The following is a 16,582-nucleotide window of genomic DNA, read 5'->3' as shown; positions in this document are numbered from 1 at the left end:
TTTTTTATTCTCACTATGTCTTTTTTCTTTTCTCAGAAAAAGGATACTGCCGTTTTGATATCTGAGGTCAGAATTGATGCCTATAAGAAACAGGTTCCCTTTATGGCATCTACGAAATCCGTGGCCGTTGTATCTGAAAACCTTCTGGGGCTGAATCCTCCGGAAAGACTATTGGAAGCCGTTAATCAGATAGCAGGGGCCAGAATGGAAGAACGTTCTCCGGCCAGCTACAGGATATCAATACGGGGAAGCACCCTGAGATCTCCCTTTGGAGTGCGGAATATTAAAGTTTATCTCGATGATTTCATTTTGTCTGATGCTTCAGGGAATACTTATTTTAATGTGATTTCCCCCAGGCTTATCGACAGGATGGAAATCTATAAAGGACCAGAGAGTGGAGATTATGGTGCTGTAACAGGTGGGACGGTGCTTTTGCAGACCAGAAGCTCTGATCATTTATCTGCCGGAATTTCAATAGGAAGTTATGGAACTTTTGAACAGAATTTTGACATTGCCCGTCAGGAAGGAAAACATTTCTTTGAGCTTTTCCAAAACTATTACCAGGCAGACTCTTACCGTGAGCAGTCAGCTGTGAAAAGGAAGCAGATCTATCTCAAAGACCGTTTTACCTACACTCCGGGAGCTTCACTCAATGCAATCCTGCTGCTTTCTGATCTGGATTATGAAACTCCGGGCGGATTAACCCTAAAACAGATGGAATCTGACAGAAAACAGGCCAGACCCTCTGCCGGTAGCCTTCCAGGTGCAAAGGAACAGCATGCGGGAATCCGTAATAAAATGGTCTTGGCAGGAATCTCCCATGAAACTGCTATTAACTCACATTTTTCTCACTTCCTTTTGGTGCAGGGCTCCTATGTAGATTTTAAGAATCCTTTCATCACGAATTTTGAAAACAGGTTTGAAAGGAATTTTGCCCTGAGGACTCATTTTAATTTTGAAAAAAACTGGGACCATATATCTCTTGCCTGGAGATTGGGATTTGAGGGAGGAACTCAAAATATTCTGGTTAAAAATTACAATAACAATAAGGGAATACAGGGGAACCCTCAGAATTTTGATCAGTTAAAAAATAACTCAGGCTTTTATTTCCTGTCACAAAAACTGAATTTTAATGAAAAGCTTTTTACAGATATTTCGGTAAGCTTAAACTCGAATTCTTACGAATGGGAGAGAATCTATCCCGTTTCAGAAGAAGGCAGGGTGAAATTTAAAAAACAGTGGCTTCCGAACATCGGGATTACTTATCTGCTGGGAAGAGGTTTTTCGGTAAGAGGAAAAGCAGGAAAAGGAAATTCAGCTCCTACAAGTGAAGAGATCCGGTCTTCCAATCAGGAATTTAATGCTGATCTTGTCCCTGAATACGGCTGGAACAAAGAAATTGGTATAAGGAAAGAGTTTGGAAATGCTGTTTTTATTGAAGGAAGCTATTTTGATTTCAGGATGAAAGATGCCATCGTACGGAGACAAAATGAAAGCGGGCAGGAGTATTTTGCCAATCAGGGAAATATTGCCCAAAAAGGCGTGGAAATTCTTTTGGAGTCTAAAAGCTTTAATCTTAAAAATGACCTGTTCAGCAGCTTTAAGTTCCGGCTGTCCGGAAGTTTTTATGATTTTAAATTCAAAAATTACAAACAGCTGGATAATGATTTTTCAGAAAATGAAGTGACAGGGGTCCCGAAAACATCGTTAAGCAGTTTATTTAATTTTGTTTTTTTTAAAAAGCTTAGTATAGATTATTCTCATTACTATACCTCAAAAATACCTCTGAATGATGCCAACTCTGTATGGTCGGAATCAAGCCTGGTAGGAAATATCCGGCTGGGTTTCCCGGTACAGATTGACCGTGCCCAACTGAATATACACCTTCAGATTCAGAACCTTTACAACACAGAGTACGTTGCCGGTTTTGATATCAATGCTTTTGGAAACAGATTTTACAATCCTGCTGCAAAAAGGAACTTTATGTTTGGGGCAAATGTTGAATTTTAACAGATTCCAATTACTTCCAAGCAATGAATATTATCTTGAAAGTATGTTACTCACGATCATCTGCGCATGAACACGTGAGTTTTCTATAAACCAAAGATGGGTGTCTTTTCCTCCGCAGACCACGCCGGCCAGATACAAACCTGGGACGTTGGTTTCCATGGTTTCAGGATGATACAGCGGATTCAGACAGTCCCCTTGTAGTTCTATTCCTGAATTTCTTAAAAATTCGAAATCGGGAAGATAACCTGTCAGTGCCAGAACAAAATCATTTTCAATTTCTCTGACTTCACCATTACCAACTTTGAAAACGACTGTATTTTCAGTAATTTCCATCATTTCTGAGTTAAAGTAAGCCTTAATACTTCCTTCTGCAATCCTGTTTTCGATATCCGGTTTTACCCAGTATTTCACATTTTCTGAAATTCCGGAGTGGCGGATGATCATCGTTACATCAGCACCTTTCCGATAGGTTTCCAGGGCAGCATCCACTGCGGAATTGCTTGATCCTACCACAACCACTTTCTGCTTGGCGTAAGGATAGGGTTCCGTGTAATAATGTTTAACCTTCGGCAGGTTTTCCCCGGTAATGTTCATCAGGTTCGGAATATCATAAAACCCTGTGGAGATAATCACATTTTTTGCTTTATACACTGCTTTTGAGGTCTCAATATCAAAAATATTACCCGTCTTGGAAACTTTCAGGACCTTTTCATACAGATTGATATTCAGTTCTTTTTGCCGGGCAATTCCCTGGTAATACTCAAGAGCTTCCTGCCGTCCGGGTTTAGGAGCCGTTGAAATGAAGGGAATGCCATCTATTTCCAGTTTTTCTGCTGATGAAAAAAAACGCATGTATAAAGGATAGTGATATAAGGAATTCACGATGGTTCCTTTTTCTATGATCAGATAAGTCAGGTTATTTTTCTGAGCTTCAAGAGCACAGTTGAGACCGATAGGTCCGCCTCCGATGATGAGGATGTCTAAAATTTCCATAAGACAAATGTACTGAAAACGGTAATATGAGTTGAAAAATTAGCAACAGAACTTATCTATTAAAAGTATTGCATTGGCATCAGTTTTGGTGTTTTTTACAGTTAAAAAATTGAAAGATGAGAAAACTGATTATTCCAATTTTAGCATTGACCTTAGTAACAGCCTGTAAAAAAAATCCTGAGAAACCGGTTCCGAATGTAATCGATTCTATGGCACAGGCCAAAGAGAAAAATATTGAGGAAGCAGCTCAGAAGAAAAAAACGGATGAGGTAGCTGTAAAGGCTGCTAACGACCAAATCCTGCAGGCCTTGAAAAGTAAGGATTATAAAACTTTTGCATCCTATATTCATCCGGAAAAAGGAATTACTTTCTCCATGTACGGCTTTGTGGACCCAAAAGAGGACCGTCATTTCTCAAAAGAAGATTTTGAAAAATACCAGCCTACAAAAACGGTGTTCAGCTGGGGAGCGCAAGATGGTTCAGGGGATCCGTATAAGGCGACAATCAACGATTATCTGTCTAAATGGGTATTTTCCAAAGATTTTACAACCTCCCACTATTCATTGAATACATTTCAGGGGAAAGGAAATTCACTTAATAATTTAAAGGAAATATATCCCGGTAAAGATTTCACGGAAAATTTTATAAAAGGCACTGAAGAAAATGGAAAAATGGATTGGAAAACACTTCGTTTTGTGTTTGAGGAATTCCAGGGAAAACAATATCTGGTAGCGGTTGTGAGCGATCAGTGGACGATTTAAAACATCTGGTTAATACATTTAAAAACGAATGCTTCGACTCCGCTCAGCATGACATCATTAATATTGTAACTGAAAGTTACCCATTGTCATGCTGAGCGGAGTCGAAGCATCTATAATATTGTCTATTGATTTTTTAGCATAATGTAATTACTAACTATAAGATCTCAACAAGCTTTTTGGTTAAATTTTTTCTTGAGAACTGTTCAATATTCTGAGTATTTTCGAGGAGGCTTCCGTCTTTCCATAACTCAAATTTATGAAGGATAAATTCTTTAACTGCCTTAGAATCCTGATAGTTGAAATGCTTTCCTGCTCCCGTTTCCGTAAGTATTCTCGAGACATCAGCTTCATCCGGTCCAAAAGAAATAATCTGCTTTCCGGTGGCGAGATATTCAAATATTTTTCCGGGAATAATCCCTTTGGAAGATTCATTCGGAAAATTGGTAATCAGCAGAAGACTGGAATTGGCCATTTCTTCCACAGCTTTATCATGGGCAATATAGCCCAGATTCAGGAGGTGATCTTTCAGGCTTGAATTTTCTATAAACTGAAGAATTTTATCATCCACTCTTCCTGCAAATTTTAAAGTAAAGCTATTGGCAAAGTCCTTATTTTCTTTAATAAGTTCATCTAAAACTTTCCAGAGATTTTCAGGATTTCTTAGTTGCTCAAGAACACCGATATAGCTCAAAGTAAACGTTTCGTTTTTTTGCCCTTTTACTATTTCACTTTTTTGCTTTTTGGCCTCCTCATCAAATCCATTCGTGATACAAACCGCATTAGCTCCTGCTTTCCTGAAATTTTCCGCATCCGTATAGCTGGTAGCCAGTGTAATATCAGCCTTTTTGAAAACGGCACTTTCAAGCTGACGGTGCTTTCTGTCCGAGCTTTTAGTGAGCTTTAAATGTTTATAGTAGGAGATTTCAGTCCATGGGTCACGGAAATCGGCAATCCATTTCAGGTTGGGGAACTTTTCTTTCAACCCAAGACCTATCATATGAAGAGAGTGGGGCGGCCCGGAGGTTACCACCACGTCTATTTTGTTTTCTTTTAAATACTGTTCTAAAAATTTAACGGAGGGTTTTACCCAAAATACCCTTGCATCCGGAATAAAGAAATTTCCTCTTACCCAGATCGAAAGCTTAGATTTCCAGCTTTGGTTTTTGCCCACATCAAACTGTCCGGCTTTGAATTTTTTGTTGCTTTTATTGAGTTTTTCTGCCAGCTGGTAAGGCTCCCAGATTTTGGTTTTTATGATCTCTAAGTTTTGAGGAACGTCTTTCAGAAGACTTTCATCGAGTAAGGGATAACTTGGATTTTCCGGGGTGTAGATCACGGGTTTCCAGCCAGATTCCGGCAGATATTTGGCAAACTTCAGCCATCTCTGAACACCAGGACCTCCCGCAGGAGGCCAGTAATAGGTGATGATCAGTATTTTTTTTTGTTCCATTAATCTTGAACAATAAACTTTAAAATGTTAAGCTGTTTTCTCAACAGGCTGTTCTTTTTTCTTATTCTTATTCATCCAGAAGATCCCGAAGGCAGCCAGTGCAATAAATAATCCGAAGCATAACAGCGACAGCCATTTCCCTTTTTCAATCACTTCAGGTTCAAAGACCATCCTGATGTTGTGGTTTCCTGCAGGAACGTGTACGGCACGGAGCAGATAATCCGCTTTGATGTAAGGAACTTCTTTTTCGTCTACAAACATTTTCCAGCCGTGAGGATAGTAGATTTCGGAAAATACAGCAAGCTGAGGTGTTTTCGACTGGGATTTGAATTCCAGTTCGTTCGGCTGATATTTCGTCAGGTTGATGAATGCTGTAGAATCTGCCTGTACAGGTTTACTGTTGAAATATGACTTGTCTGATGCAGCGATGACAGCTGTTTTCTTACTGTCGATCACTCCGATAGATTTTATTTCTTCATCCGGAGTATTGACGAATTTCAGGTCGCTTACAAACCATGCATTTCCGTTGGCTTTAGGATTCGGCATGGCCTGTGGCTGTTCCGGTCCGCCCATTACCCAGTATTTTGCATTAAGGAGATTAAGGACATTCGGCACTTTTACAGAGTCCATGATCTGGAAATATTCATTGATCACGTCATCATATCTTCTCAGTTTTACGGCATGATACCCTCCGATTGAAGATTTGAAATAAGACGTATTGGTTTCGCTGAATGTGCCTAAAATATTATTGAAGATCCTGTAATGGGTCTTGTCTCTTTCAGCAATAGTTTCAAGTGTTTTATTAACGTTGACGTTAGCTAAAATAGATTCTAAATTCGGATTTCCCTGAACCTTTTCAGCCAGAAGATCTGAACTTTCTGTCTGGAATGGGTTTTCAGCAAAAACTTTGTCTACGTAGTTGGAATCATTCAGGTAACGTTTGTTTACGGTCCAGAGATCAAATAAACTTACCGCCCCGATAATGATGAGAGCAATATTCTGGCTCAGCTTCTTTTTCATGGTCATAAAAAGGACAGCTGCCGTTATAGCAACATAAATCAAGGCTTTGATAGCATCAATTCTGAATAATTTAAATCTTTCTTCAGTAAGATAATCCAAAAGGAAAGGCGGGAAATAGGTTTTTTCGCCTTCTGTATAAAAGCCAAGGAGTGATTTTCCAAAAATCAGGAGAATCAGTAACAGTCCCAAAGTTCCCCCGCTTACATACAGAAGGATTTTCTTTTTGTATTCTTCCGTCAGTTTTTCATCTGTAAAGAACCTGTAGATCCCGATAATAGCGATTAACGGTAACAATAATTCTACTACGACCAATATAGAGGATGGTGCCCTGAATTTGCTGTAAAAAGGAACGTAGTCGATAAAGAAATCAGACAGCGGCATAAAGTTGCTTCCCCATGCGAGCAAAACAGTTAAAACAGATGCTCCAAGGATCCAGTAACGGTATTTTTTCCAGGCAAAAAAGAAGCCTAATAAAGCAAGAAAACATACAACAGCTCCCTGATAAGCAGGACCCGAAGTTCCGGGCTGGTCTCCCCAATAGGTTACCCCATTGAATCCTTTTGAAATCCGGTCCATTTCGGCCTGTGATCCTACATTTTCCTGGATAAGTTCCTGAACCCTGTTCATCATTTCTTTAGCTTCCGGTTCCTGGCTTCCGCCTCCCATTAGTCTTGGAATGAAAAGATTCAGTGTTTCCAGTTTCCCGTAGCTCCACATCAGGATGCTGGTTTTATCCAGACCTGATTGCCCTGAGGTATGGCTGTCGTTCGTTAAAATCTGTTTTCCACGTACGGTTTCTTTAATGTATTCGGAATTGGCCATAATCCTTTGGGAGTTCATCCCGACACCTATTGCACACGAAGCTGCAATGATGGCGGATGAAATAAGGAAATGCTTCATCGGAGTTTTTTTCTGGATCGCCCTGATTAACTCAGACAGGAATAAAAATCCTAACGCCAAAAACAGGTAATAGGTCATCTGCGGGTGGTTAGCCGCAATCTGAAGCCCCATAAACAGGGTAGTGGTAATAAATCCCCAGATATAGTTTTTCCTGATGTAAACCAACAGGATTCCGGCAAGCAGCGGTGCAAAATACTCGATGGTATTTACTTTACCGTTGTGCCCGGCCGCAATAATGATATAAAAATAGGTGGATAGCCCGAAGAAAGTGGCGCCCAACAGTGCATACTTCCAGTTTCTGACAGCTACCATTCCCAGGAAAAAGAATCCTGCAAAAAGAAGAAAAAGATAGTTAACTGGTCTTGGCAGGAAGTTCAGATTGCTGTCTATCTTTTTGATGATATCGCCTTTGAACTGGCTTCCCATCTGATAAGTGGGCATCCCGCCAAACATGGAATCACTCCAGTAGGTTTCGTTTCCGGTATCAGCTCTGTAGTCCAGAAGCTCTTTGGCGCCTCCTCTGTACTGTACGATATCGTGCTGAAAAAGCTGTTTCCCTGAAAAAACAGGGGTGGAGTATAAAAATGCTAAAACTATAAATACAACTAATGAAATTGCAATATAAATTAAGTTTTTATTTTTAGCCATGTGGGTTATTATCTTTTATTTCTTGGAATTACCTTTTGTCTTTAGTTTCTTTTACCTCTTCATAGTCAACTGTCTCTGCGTCCCAGTTGAGGTTCTGTTTATTCTTATTCAAGTTGTGTATATCCTGCTGCTTACTATTTTCTTTAGGATTATTGAACCTGTAGCTGTAAAAGGTTTTAAAAAAAATCCTTTTCAGGATATTCCAGACAAAGAAAATAATAATAGCCGTGAGTACTAACTCAAGAATGTACTTCATAATTTCTGATTTAAATTCAAAGTTTCCGGATCATTGATATAAACATTCTGACCCGGAAACTTTTTTAATTCAATTATTTTGAAGAAGGATTTACCATTACAGAAGATTTGGATGTACTTTTCATAGACTGCGACTGCTTTCCGTCTGAAATAGTCTCGATCTGTGTAGTTTTTACATCGATGTTCTGGTTGGCGATCCATCCTGTACTTTGGTCAAACTTAATGGTTCCGTTCTGGGAAAGCTCGCTGCTAAGGCTGTGGGTGATTGGTCCCTGCGTTTTCTTTTCCGTTTTTTTAGGAATTCCTCCTGTTACGGAGATTTCCGCAGTACCGTTTCCTACGCTTTTCAATACATAGTTTGAATTTACCTTAATGCTTCCGCTTGGGTCGGCATTTTCAGAAGTACTCCATTTTTCACCGATTTTCACTCCTTTTTTAGGAATAATCGTTAAATTTTTATTCAGCTGGTCTTTCAGCACTTTTTCATTGAAAGTTTCTTTAAGGCTGGCTACAACGCTGGCTTTCTGGTTGGCATCTTTAATAAGTGTTCCTACGGCTGCTGTAACTTTAGCATAGACAGGATCAAAACCTGTAATGGAGATCACATTTCCTTTAGTGTCCATTTTCATGTTAAGCTTATTGCTGGTAAGGGCTTTATTGATGTTCCAGATCATTTTCAGGTCGTCTTCTTTCGGAATAGCCTGTTTTGTATCCACGATCACGGTTTTTCCCTGGGCACTTTGAGAGTTTCTTTTAGCTACCAGATTAAGCGTCATATCATATACATTACCTTTGATATCATTGACTGTGATATTCATTTCATCCGTAGATTCGCTGGTTGCGGTAATGGTTTTTCCCTGAGGGTCCTCCATTGTTTTTACATCTCTCTGGTAAGTGGTAAGAGGGTAGGTCTTACCTTTTTCCAGCTTGAATGTCTGGGTGAAAACTCCCGCAGAATCTTTAATCGCAGGGTTTTCCGCCACTTTAGCAACAGAATCGGCAGGAACTTCTACAGTAACTGTTTTTCCTGTTTTAGGATCTACTTTAGTGATGGTTGCCGTTTCCTTTTTACAAGATATAAGGGCTATAGATGAGATAAGCATTGCTGCTGCTACGTTTTTCATTTGATTTTTTTTAAATTAAATTGTATTGATTCTGTTCTTTGCATCAATAACGATACCATAAAACATCACAAAAATACTTCTGTTCCGACTGATTAAAGATTTGGAGCTGCTATCATTTTTTGTCTTACTGCTTCATAAAGGATGGCTCCGCATGCTACAGAAACGTTAAGTGACTGCGTTTTTCCTTCAATAGGAAGCTTTATTTTTTCATCCGAATGATGCATTACTTCTTTAGAAATTCCGGTTTCCTCATTACCCATTACGATGGCGCAAGGCTCTGTGAAATTTACATCATAGATCAGTTTCTGGGCTTTTTCGGTAGCTGCAAATACTGAAATACCGCTTTGCTGAAGGAAATCTACTGCATGGGCAAGATTCGGCTCCTTACAGATCTTAATATTATACAGTGCTCCGGCAGATGTTTTGATCGCGTCTGAATTGATCGGTGCCGCACCTTTTTCAGGGAGAATAATAGCATCTACGCCTACACATTCTGCTGTCCTGCAGATCGCCCCGAAGTTTCTTACATCTGTAAGCCTGTCCAGGATCAGTAGGAAAGGTGTTTTCCCTTCTTCAAATAACTGCGGGACAATATCTTCCACTCTGTGAAAAGGAACGTCTGAAATGAAGGCAACTACACCCTGGTGGTTTTTTCTTGTAAAACGGTTCAGCTTTTCAATAGGAACATAGTTGGGACGAATTTTATTTTTAGCTAAAATTGTTTTCAGCTCAGCATAAATAGGACCTTGAAGTGCATTCTGCACAAAGATCTTGTCAATCGTTTTTCCTGCTTCTATAGCTTCAATTACGGGACGCAGCCCGAAAATAAAATCGTCTTTCATTGAAATGTCTATGTTTGTATGTTTAAGGTTCAATGTTCAAATGTTTAAAGTCCAGAGATTATACTGAATTTCAAGGTTTGTACTTTGTTCCTTTTAAATCTGTTATTTTTAAATATTTTATAAAAGAGCTAATCTTTTTGCTTAAAGTTTCTGTTCGTTCAAGTAAAGTTTCAAATAATTCCTGACTTATAAAGTTTCTGTCAAAAACACGGTATAGCTGTGATCTTGTTTCACCGCAAGAAGCTTTGGCAATGGAAAGAAATTGAATGAATTCTCTGGTGCCGTTTCTTTCAAATCCTTCAGCAATATTATCCATAATTGAACCTGATGAACTGTCAATCTGACTGCAAAGTTTAAAATTATTTTTAAGATCGGTCGCTTGAATAATATTATATATTTCTTTACAAAGTTCACGGGACAATTGCCAGATTTCTAAATCCTCAAATCTCCTTATTGTTCCCATAACTTTAAACTTTAAACCCTTAAACTTTAAACCTTAATTATCTTCCTTTCTCTCCGAGTATTGCTCTTTTCTGTGCCATGATGTAGCCGTAATGAAGGCTTTCATGCATATTATTGAAGATGATGGCATCCTGGATGCTTTTCAGGTCCATCCCGAAACTTGTCGTGTAGGGTGTGTAATCTGAAAAGAAATCGCTGTCATAATCTTTCATTAAAATCTTTGAAGTTTCAGTGAGTAAAAACTCAAGATCCTCAACTTCAGATTTTTGTACATTCAGGTTGGGCAGAGTGCCTTTTTTGTAGGTTTCGATCCAATATTTATCAATTCTGAAAGGATTTCCGCTCAGATAATAATGTAACAGCTGCTGGGTAGCCACTGTATGGGCAATATTCCAGTATATATTGTTGTTGAAACCGTCAGGAATCAGCAGAAGATCTTCGTGGGAAGTGTTCTGCAGAATACTTAAAAGGTTCTTTCTCACTTGTCTGTGTGCTTGAAAATGATAATTCATTTTGCAAAAATTTTAATCACCAAAAATAGTTTAATAAACTGGAAGTGACAATTTTTTGAAGAGAGGATTGAATTAAATGTTCTTAAACCGTGAAAAAAAATGTTAATGATGACGTTTTTTTTGTAAAACATAAAAAAACTCCCTAGAAAATATCAAGGGAGTTCTGTATTATTATAGACAGCTGAACGAAATCCTCAGCCACCGGTTATTTTATTTTTTAATGATCTTATGCTTAAACGTTATTCCATCTTTCAGAACAATATTCAGAAAATAAACTCCTGTACTGTAAGCGGAAATATCTATCCTGTTTTCACCATGGATTTCAGCCAGTTTTTTTCCATCGATGCTGAAAAGGCTGATTGACGCTACATCTGCCTTGGATCTTATATTCACAAAGTCAGAAGTGGGATTGGGATATATGCTTACATCTACGGTCTTAATGTCTTTTACATCCAGAGCGGCATTGCTTTTTCCCTGCATGTAAACAGATAAATATACATCGCCTTGCTGCTGGTTAAAAACGGCTGTGGGTATCGTATGCTTCAGTGTGTGATTTCCGGCCGTGATGCTTGGCATTGTAAACCCTCTGATAGGGACTGAATTGCCCGGGCACCAGTTATTCCAGGAAGTCCACTCTGTAAGTGATCTTGGGGTTGCCCCATAAATTCCATTGCCTTGTGTATTGTAAACCCTAAATGGTTCGCAGGAAATTCCTCCGGGTGTATAGGTAAGCATTTGTACATCATCTATATACGTATAGTTCTGCCTTCTGACATATTCTTCACCGCCACTGTTGGCTCCATGAGGAGTAGAGATGACGAAAAAATTGGCGTTGGTAACGGTATTGGGAAGATTGAAGCTGACAATTCTTACGGTTTCACCCGGAACATCAGTGCTGTTGTAATTATTTAATCTGTTATAACTTAATATTGGAACCACCGCATTGTAATCTGTAGGAGTAGCCCCTGTATCTGTAGAAAAGAAAGTAAGTGAACCGGAAAAAACATCAATTCTGCCAGCACATCCTGCGACCTGAGTCTGAGCTGCATAAGGAACACCAAAAACATCCAGTTCCATATACATGTCATAAGCGGTACGCAATGCAGCATCATGGAATATGCTGTACAGATTGCTTAAATCATATGTATAAGGAACCTCCAGAGGCGAACGGTTTTTACTCATGAAGGGAGTAATGTATCTGCCCACTTCAATTCTTTTCACATTGGTATCATCAATGGTATAAGTAGGCTGACTTTTAGGGACCATGGTTAAAAAAACACTTCCCAAACGGTCGTAATTATCGCACAGAGCACCTATGGTCACTCTCATGGCAATTTTAGCTTTAAAAGAGTTAAGCTCAGCGTCTGTAAGTTTTCTTGTATATCTTGTATTTGATAGTCTGATGAGACCTGTAGGAACAGGGTTCGATACTGTGGCTGCATACCCGTCGTAATAAACTGCATCTGAAATCAGATTCATTCTGTTGGTGGTCTGTGATTTCATAAGGCCTGCAAAAAGGATACTCAGAAAAAGTAGTTTTTGATACATATGGTGGTGTTTATTACAAATATATTAAATATTAGTATAAGGTGTTGTTATGTATTGATTAAAATTCACAATTTAATGATAAAATTAAAATTTAATCATTAAATTAGCGAATCGTTCAATTTAAATTATTAATAATGAAAAAAATTCTACTTTTATCTTTGTTGTCAATAATATCAGTACTTAAGGCCCAGATCAGTTTAAACATTGGAAGCCCGGCTGTCGGAACGGCACCGGTAAGTAGTTTTTTTTCGTATTCTTATGTTCAGCAGATTTATCCTAAACAGGAATTGAATGCTTCGGCTGCAGGAAATATCACAGGCCTTACATTTTATGTAGATCCTTCGGCTACTATCAATGATTCTTCGGACTGGACTGTCTATATAGGGCATACTTCAAAAACAGCCTTTGCATCAGGAACAGACTGGATTCCCGCTTCTCAGCTCACTCAGGTGTTTGCCGGTACAGTGACCAAGACCAATAATAAGGTTGAAATTACATTGGCAACGCCATTTGCTTATAATAACACGGATAATCTGGTCATTGCGGCAAAAGAAAATTCTCAGAGTATTGATATTAATAATTTTGACGAAGCTTTCCATGTGTATCCCCACGTTCCCAATTCTACCCTGTATTATAAAGGTGACCGTGCAGTTATCGACCCGGCATCTCCTCCCGGAGGAATAAGGGCGGATTACAAATCTTCTGTTACCATTTCAGGATTAACGCCTAAGCCTACTCCTGCATGTCCTTTTGTTAATTTCCCGGTTAATAATGCCCAGTTTATATCTTTAACTCCAAATTTTAAATGGCTTCCTGTTTCCGGAGCAGATTCTTATAAAGTTTCACTGGGAACAAGCGCGGGAGGAACTGATGTTATTAACCAGCAGACAGTGAATGCTACCGAGTTTTCTCCGTCAATACCTCTTAACCCGAATACCAGTTATTATCTGAAAGTTACTTCCGTTACGGGAAACCTTCAATCTTCAGGCTGTTCGGATGTTGTTTTTAGTACGGTTCCTCCTGTACCCCTCAACGATGCATGTTCCGGAGCTTTTGCAGCGTCAGCATTTCCTTATACCTATACCCAGAGTGATGCCATGTCTGCCACTAACAACAGCGGATTTATAACCACGTGTCCTGATGCAATGAATGATGGAACCTGGTTTAAATTTACCGGAGACGGTGGCCAGTTTACTGTAAAAATAACCATGCCTTCAGGTAGTACCTATGACCCTCAGATGGATATCTACAGCGGAGCATGCGGCAGTCTGACCTGTGTAAATGCGGTAGATAACGGCGGAGGTGGCGCAGCAGAAACCTATACCTTTACAACAACTGCGGGAACCGATTATTTTATAAATGTCGGGGCTTATGAAGAAACAGTTGATATGCCGGAAAATGTTTTTACCATCAGCATTACTAAACTTTAGTTTTTAAACATTTATTGCCATACTTTCAATGATAACACGAGTTGTCATTAAATCAATATGTCTTCAGAGAATCAAACTGTTTTAAAAGAAATCAGTACCACAAATTCCTGCTCCTTATTTGGATACATTATTAATAAAGGAATATTTAACAAACTTTAACTCTAATATGGCATTCATTATGTTGATTAATGCCAGTATTTATCAGAAATTTACCACCTATTTTAATTAAAGCTATGTCAGATACATATCAAGCTGAAGATATCCGCCAGTTGACGGAAAAAGTAAAAGAAAAGAATTACTTATTTTCCCTTCTCAGACAGGAAATCAATAAAGTGATTATTGGCCAGGAATATATGATAGACCGCCTTTTGGTAGGTCTTTTAGGTAACGGGCATGTCCTTTTGGAAGGAGTACCGGGACTGGCAAAAACTTTAGCGATCAAAACCCTGGCAGAAGCTGTTCACGGTGAATTTTCAAGGATTCAGTTTACTCCCGATCTGCTTCCGGCAGATGTAGTGGGAACAATGATCTTCAATATCAAAGACAACGATTTTTCAATAAAAAAAGGTCCTGTTTTTGCCAATTTTGTTCTGGCAGATGAGATCAACCGTGCGCCGGCAAAAGTACAGTCGGCATTGCTGGAAGTGATGCAGGAGAAGCAGGTAACCATTGGTGATGAAACCATGAAACTTCCAAAACCGTTTTTGGTACTGGCTACCCAGAACCCAATCGATCAGGAAGGAACCTATTTGCTGCCGGAAGCACAAAGCGACCGTTTTATGCTGAAATGTAAGATAGACTATCCTAATTTTGAAGACGAAAGAACGGTCATGAGAATGGTTTCTACCTCTCACCAACCTGTCATCAAACCGGTGATATCCCTGCAGGATATTGTAGATGCTAAAGAACTGATCAACCAGATTTACCTGGATGAGAAGATTGAGAAATATATTCTGGATATGGTTTTTGCAACCCGTTATCCTGAAAATTATGGACTTTCTGAGCTTAAAAACTATATTGGTTTCGGAGCTTCTCCAAGGGCATCTATTAACCTTGCTATTGCGTCCAGAACTTATGCATTCCTGAAAGGAAGAGCTTTTGTAATTCCTGAAGATGTAAAAGCTTTGGCACAGGATGTTCTAAGACATAGAATTGGTCTTACCTTCGAGGCTGAAGCAGAAGAAATTTCATCGGAAGAGATTATCAACAGGATTCTGGCAAAAATACAGGCACCCTAATGAGTGAGGTTATTATCCGAAAAGCTGTTCAGGAAGACTGCGCTTCGATGCTGGAGCTCATCCGTGAGCTTGCAGAATATGAAAAGGCTCTTCATGAGGTAACCATAACGCTGGATGAATTTACAGAGGACGGATTCGGAAAATCTCCGGTCTGGGGAGCGTTTGTTGCTGAAGTTAATGACGAAATTGTAGGGATTTCCCTATATTATGACAGATTTTCAACCTGGAAAGGAAGAAGGCTGTATCTTGAAGATCTTGTAGTGACCGAAAGAATGAGAGGCAAACAGATAGGAAAACTTCTGTTTGATGCCACTCTGGAATATGGAAAAGCAAACCAGTATAGCGGAATGGTTTTCCAGGTATTGAACTGGAACGAACCCGCCATTAATTTTTATAAGAAATACAGCCCGAAATTCGATGATGAATGGCTGAATGTTTCGATTGAATTGAGAGATTAGAAGATAGAAGAGTAGAACGTTACCCCACAACCCGAATTTCGTAACCCGAATTCCGCAACACATATGGAAATAAAAGATATTGTAAAAAAAGTAAAGCAGATAGAGATCCGTACCAGAAAGAAGACGGAAGCTTCACTTATGGGACAGTATCACAGTGCTTTTAAAGGGCAGGGGATGACGTTTTCGGAAGTCCGCCCATACCAGTTCGGAGATGAAATCCGCAGAATCGACTGGAACAAAACAGCCCGTTTCCGCGAACCGTTCGTAAAGGTAATGGAAGAGGAAAGGGAGCTGACGATGATGCTGCTGGTAGATATTTCTGCCTCTATGGATTACGGTACCAAAGGCCAGCTCAAAAGAGAATATGTTGCAGAAATTGCAGCCAGCCTTGGATTTTCCGCAGCCGGAAACAATGATAAAGTAGGCCTGATCCTGTTTGCCGATAAAGTATATAAAGTAATACCACCTCAGAAAGGCAGAAAGCATATTCTTTCCATCATCAGCAATATTCTGATGGCAGATTATGTCCCGGCCGTATCGAAGATCGACAAGGCAATGGAATATATGATGGGAATATTCAAAAGAAAATCACTGGTGTTCCTGTTCTCAGATTTTGAAGATGATTATGATTCTAAAATGCTGCGCGTGGCTTCAAAAAAACACCAGCTTTTGGGGATGAGGATCTATGACGAGAAAGACAATGAAATACCTGATATAGGCTATGCCCTTTTGTATGATGCCGAAACAGGTAAAGAAATCTGGGCGAATACTTCCAGTGCAAGATGGAGATACACATTTGCTGAAGCTCAGAAACAGAAAGTCCGGGCTCTGGAAGAAGATTTTGCCACCAGTTCGGCCAGTTTTATGAATATCAACACAGGCGCTGATTATTCAAAGCTGCTGTATAATTATTTCCAGAAAAAGTAAATTT

The 16,582-nt window shown here is 39.3% G+C and carries 15 protein-coding genes; 6 read left to right on the top strand and 9 right to left on the bottom strand.

Annotated features, from left to right (window positions below; genetic code table 11):
- The first annotated feature begins 15 nt into the window (after positions 1–15).
- Positions 16–2,010: a TonB-dependent receptor gene (locus tag BUB03_RS04765; protein ID WP_228417764.1), complete on the top strand. Its 1,995-nt coding sequence runs from the start codon at positions 16–18 to the stop codon at positions 2,008–2,010.
- Between the two features lie 30 nt (positions 2,011–2,040).
- Here BUB03_RS04765 and BUB03_RS04760 read toward each other — a convergent pair whose 3' ends face one another.
- A complete protein-coding gene (locus BUB03_RS04760) occupies positions 2,041–3,003 on the bottom strand; it encodes a YpdA family putative bacillithiol disulfide reductase (RefSeq protein ID WP_073060641.1) in 963 nt (320 codons plus the stop codon).
- A 116-nt stretch (positions 3,004–3,119) separates the two neighbouring features.
- Between BUB03_RS04760 and BUB03_RS04755 the strand changes: the two genes are divergently transcribed.
- Positions 3,120–3,764: a hypothetical protein gene (locus BUB03_RS04755; RefSeq protein WP_073060622.1), complete on the top strand. Its 645-nt coding sequence runs from the start codon at positions 3,120–3,122 to the stop codon at positions 3,762–3,764.
- 154 nt (positions 3,765–3,918) lie between these two features.
- Here the strand turns inward: BUB03_RS04755 and BUB03_RS04750 are convergent, their stop codons facing one another.
- From BUB03_RS04750 to BUB03_RS04715, 8 genes are all read right to left on the bottom strand, one after another.
- Positions 3,919–5,214 carry a glycosyltransferase family 4 protein gene (locus tag BUB03_RS04750; RefSeq protein WP_073060619.1) on the bottom strand — a complete coding sequence of 432 codons (1,296 nt, stop codon included), beginning with the start codon at positions 5,212–5,214 and terminating at the stop codon, positions 3,919–3,921.
- Positions 5,215–5,241: 27 nt separating this feature from the next.
- Positions 5,242–7,782: a YfhO family protein gene (locus tag BUB03_RS04745; protein ID WP_073060617.1), complete on the bottom strand. Its 2,541-nt coding sequence runs from the start codon at positions 7,780–7,782 to the stop codon at positions 5,242–5,244.
- Between the two features lie 28 nt (positions 7,783–7,810).
- Positions 7,811–8,038, bottom strand: coding sequence for a hypothetical protein (locus BUB03_RS04740; RefSeq protein WP_040998673.1), 228 nt, complete (start codon positions 8,036–8,038; stop codon positions 7,811–7,813).
- A 73-nt stretch (positions 8,039–8,111) separates the two neighbouring features.
- Complete coding sequence (locus tag BUB03_RS04735) at positions 8,112–9,161, bottom strand: DUF6263 family protein (protein WP_040998675.1); 1,050 nt, start codon at positions 9,159–9,161, stop codon at positions 8,112–8,114.
- 92 nt (positions 9,162–9,253) lie between these two features.
- The gene (gene rlmB / locus BUB03_RS04730; protein ID WP_073060614.1) at positions 9,254–10,003 is read right to left on the bottom strand and encodes a 23S rRNA (guanosine(2251)-2'-O)-methyltransferase RlmB; all 750 of its coding nucleotides are present in this window, start codon (positions 10,001–10,003) and stop codon (positions 9,254–9,256) included.
- 70 nt (positions 10,004–10,073) lie between these two features.
- Complete coding sequence (locus BUB03_RS04725) at positions 10,074–10,466, bottom strand: four helix bundle protein (RefSeq protein ID WP_073060611.1); 393 nt, start codon at positions 10,464–10,466, stop codon at positions 10,074–10,076.
- A gap of 37 nt (positions 10,467–10,503) precedes the next feature.
- Positions 10,504–10,977: a DinB family protein gene (locus BUB03_RS04720; protein ID WP_040998679.1), complete on the bottom strand. Its 474-nt coding sequence runs from the start codon at positions 10,975–10,977 to the stop codon at positions 10,504–10,506.
- A gap of 210 nt (positions 10,978–11,187) precedes the next feature.
- Positions 11,188–12,525 carry a peptide-N-glycosidase F-related protein gene (locus BUB03_RS04715; protein WP_073060609.1) on the bottom strand — a complete coding sequence of 446 codons (1,338 nt, stop codon included), beginning with the start codon at positions 12,523–12,525 and terminating at the stop codon, positions 11,188–11,190.
- Between the two features lie 134 nt (positions 12,526–12,659).
- Between BUB03_RS04715 and BUB03_RS21785 the strand changes: the two genes are divergently transcribed.
- From BUB03_RS21785 to BUB03_RS04695, 4 genes are all read left to right on the top strand, one after another.
- On the top strand, positions 12,660–13,955 hold the full coding sequence (locus BUB03_RS21785; RefSeq protein ID WP_073060606.1) for a hypothetical protein: 1,296 nt from the start codon (positions 12,660–12,662) through the stop codon (positions 13,953–13,955).
- Between the two features lie 233 nt (positions 13,956–14,188).
- Complete coding sequence (locus BUB03_RS04705) at positions 14,189–15,193, top strand: AAA family ATPase (protein ID WP_073060603.1); 1,005 nt, start codon at positions 14,189–14,191, stop codon at positions 15,191–15,193.
- Positions 15,193–15,651, top strand: a complete 459-nt coding sequence (locus tag BUB03_RS04700; protein WP_073060600.1) for a GNAT family N-acetyltransferase — start codon at positions 15,193–15,195, stop codon at positions 15,649–15,651. The genes BUB03_RS04705 and BUB03_RS04700 overlap by 1 nt, the downstream gene beginning before the upstream one ends.
- A gap of 63 nt (positions 15,652–15,714) precedes the next feature.
- Positions 15,715–16,578 carry a DUF58 domain-containing protein gene (locus tag BUB03_RS04695; RefSeq protein WP_073060598.1) on the top strand — a complete coding sequence of 288 codons (864 nt, stop codon included), beginning with the start codon at positions 15,715–15,717 and terminating at the stop codon, positions 16,576–16,578.
- Positions 16,579–16,582: the final 4 nt, after the last annotated feature.

It is taken from the genome of Chryseobacterium oranimense, from assembly GCF_900129755.1.
Lineage (GTDB): Bacteria > Bacteroidota > Bacteroidia > Flavobacteriales > Weeksellaceae > Chryseobacterium > Chryseobacterium oranimense.
Note: the sequence above shows the minus strand (reverse complement) of the source record. Positions and strands in the feature narration are given on the sequence as shown.

What these genes read in the sequence shown, in the direction of transcription:
- BUB03_RS04755 (WP_073060622.1), top strand. Translation starts at nt 3,120, where the DNA reads ATGAGAAAACTGATTATTCCAATTTTAGCATTGACCTTAGTAACAGCC.
- BUB03_RS04725 (WP_073060611.1), bottom strand. Translation starts at nt 10,466, where the DNA reads ATGGGAACAATAAGGAGATTTGAGGATTTAGAAATCTGGCAATTGTCC.
- BUB03_RS04720 (WP_040998679.1), bottom strand. Translation starts at nt 10,977, where the DNA reads ATGAATTATCATTTTCAAGCACACAGACAAGTGAGAAAGAACCTTTTA.
- BUB03_RS04750 (WP_073060619.1), bottom strand. Translation starts at nt 5,214, where the DNA reads ATGGAACAAAAAAAAATACTGATCATCACCTATTACTGGCCTCCTGCG.
- BUB03_RS04735 (WP_040998675.1), bottom strand. Translation starts at nt 9,161, where the DNA reads ATGAAAAACGTAGCAGCAGCAATGCTTATCTCATCTATAGCCCTTATA.
- BUB03_RS04705 (WP_073060603.1), top strand. Translation starts at nt 14,189, where the DNA reads ATGTCAGATACATATCAAGCTGAAGATATCCGCCAGTTGACGGAAAAA.
- BUB03_RS21785 (WP_073060606.1), top strand. Translation starts at nt 12,660, where the DNA reads ATGAAAAAAATTCTACTTTTATCTTTGTTGTCAATAATATCAGTACTT.
- BUB03_RS04740 (WP_040998673.1), bottom strand. Translation starts at nt 8,038, where the DNA reads ATGAAGTACATTCTTGAGTTAGTACTCACGGCTATTATTATTTTCTTT.
- BUB03_RS04700 (WP_073060600.1), top strand. Translation starts at nt 15,193, where the DNA reads ATGAGTGAGGTTATTATCCGAAAAGCTGTTCAGGAAGACTGCGCTTCG.
- BUB03_RS04760 (WP_073060641.1), bottom strand. Translation starts at nt 3,003, where the DNA reads ATGGAAATTTTAGACATCCTCATCATCGGAGGCGGACCTATCGGTCTC.
- rlmB (WP_073060614.1), bottom strand. Translation starts at nt 10,003, where the DNA reads ATGAAAGACGATTTTATTTTCGGGCTGCGTCCCGTAATTGAAGCTATA.
- BUB03_RS04765 (WP_228417764.1), top strand. Translation starts at nt 16, where the DNA reads ATGTCTTTTTTCTTTTCTCAGAAAAAGGATACTGCCGTTTTGATATCT.
- BUB03_RS04695 (WP_073060598.1), top strand. Translation starts at nt 15,715, where the DNA reads ATGGAAATAAAAGATATTGTAAAAAAAGTAAAGCAGATAGAGATCCGT.
- BUB03_RS04715 (WP_073060609.1), bottom strand. Translation starts at nt 12,525, where the DNA reads ATGTATCAAAAACTACTTTTTCTGAGTATCCTTTTTGCAGGCCTTATG.
- BUB03_RS04745 (WP_073060617.1), bottom strand. Translation starts at nt 7,782, where the DNA reads ATGGCTAAAAATAAAAACTTAATTTATATTGCAATTTCATTAGTTGTA.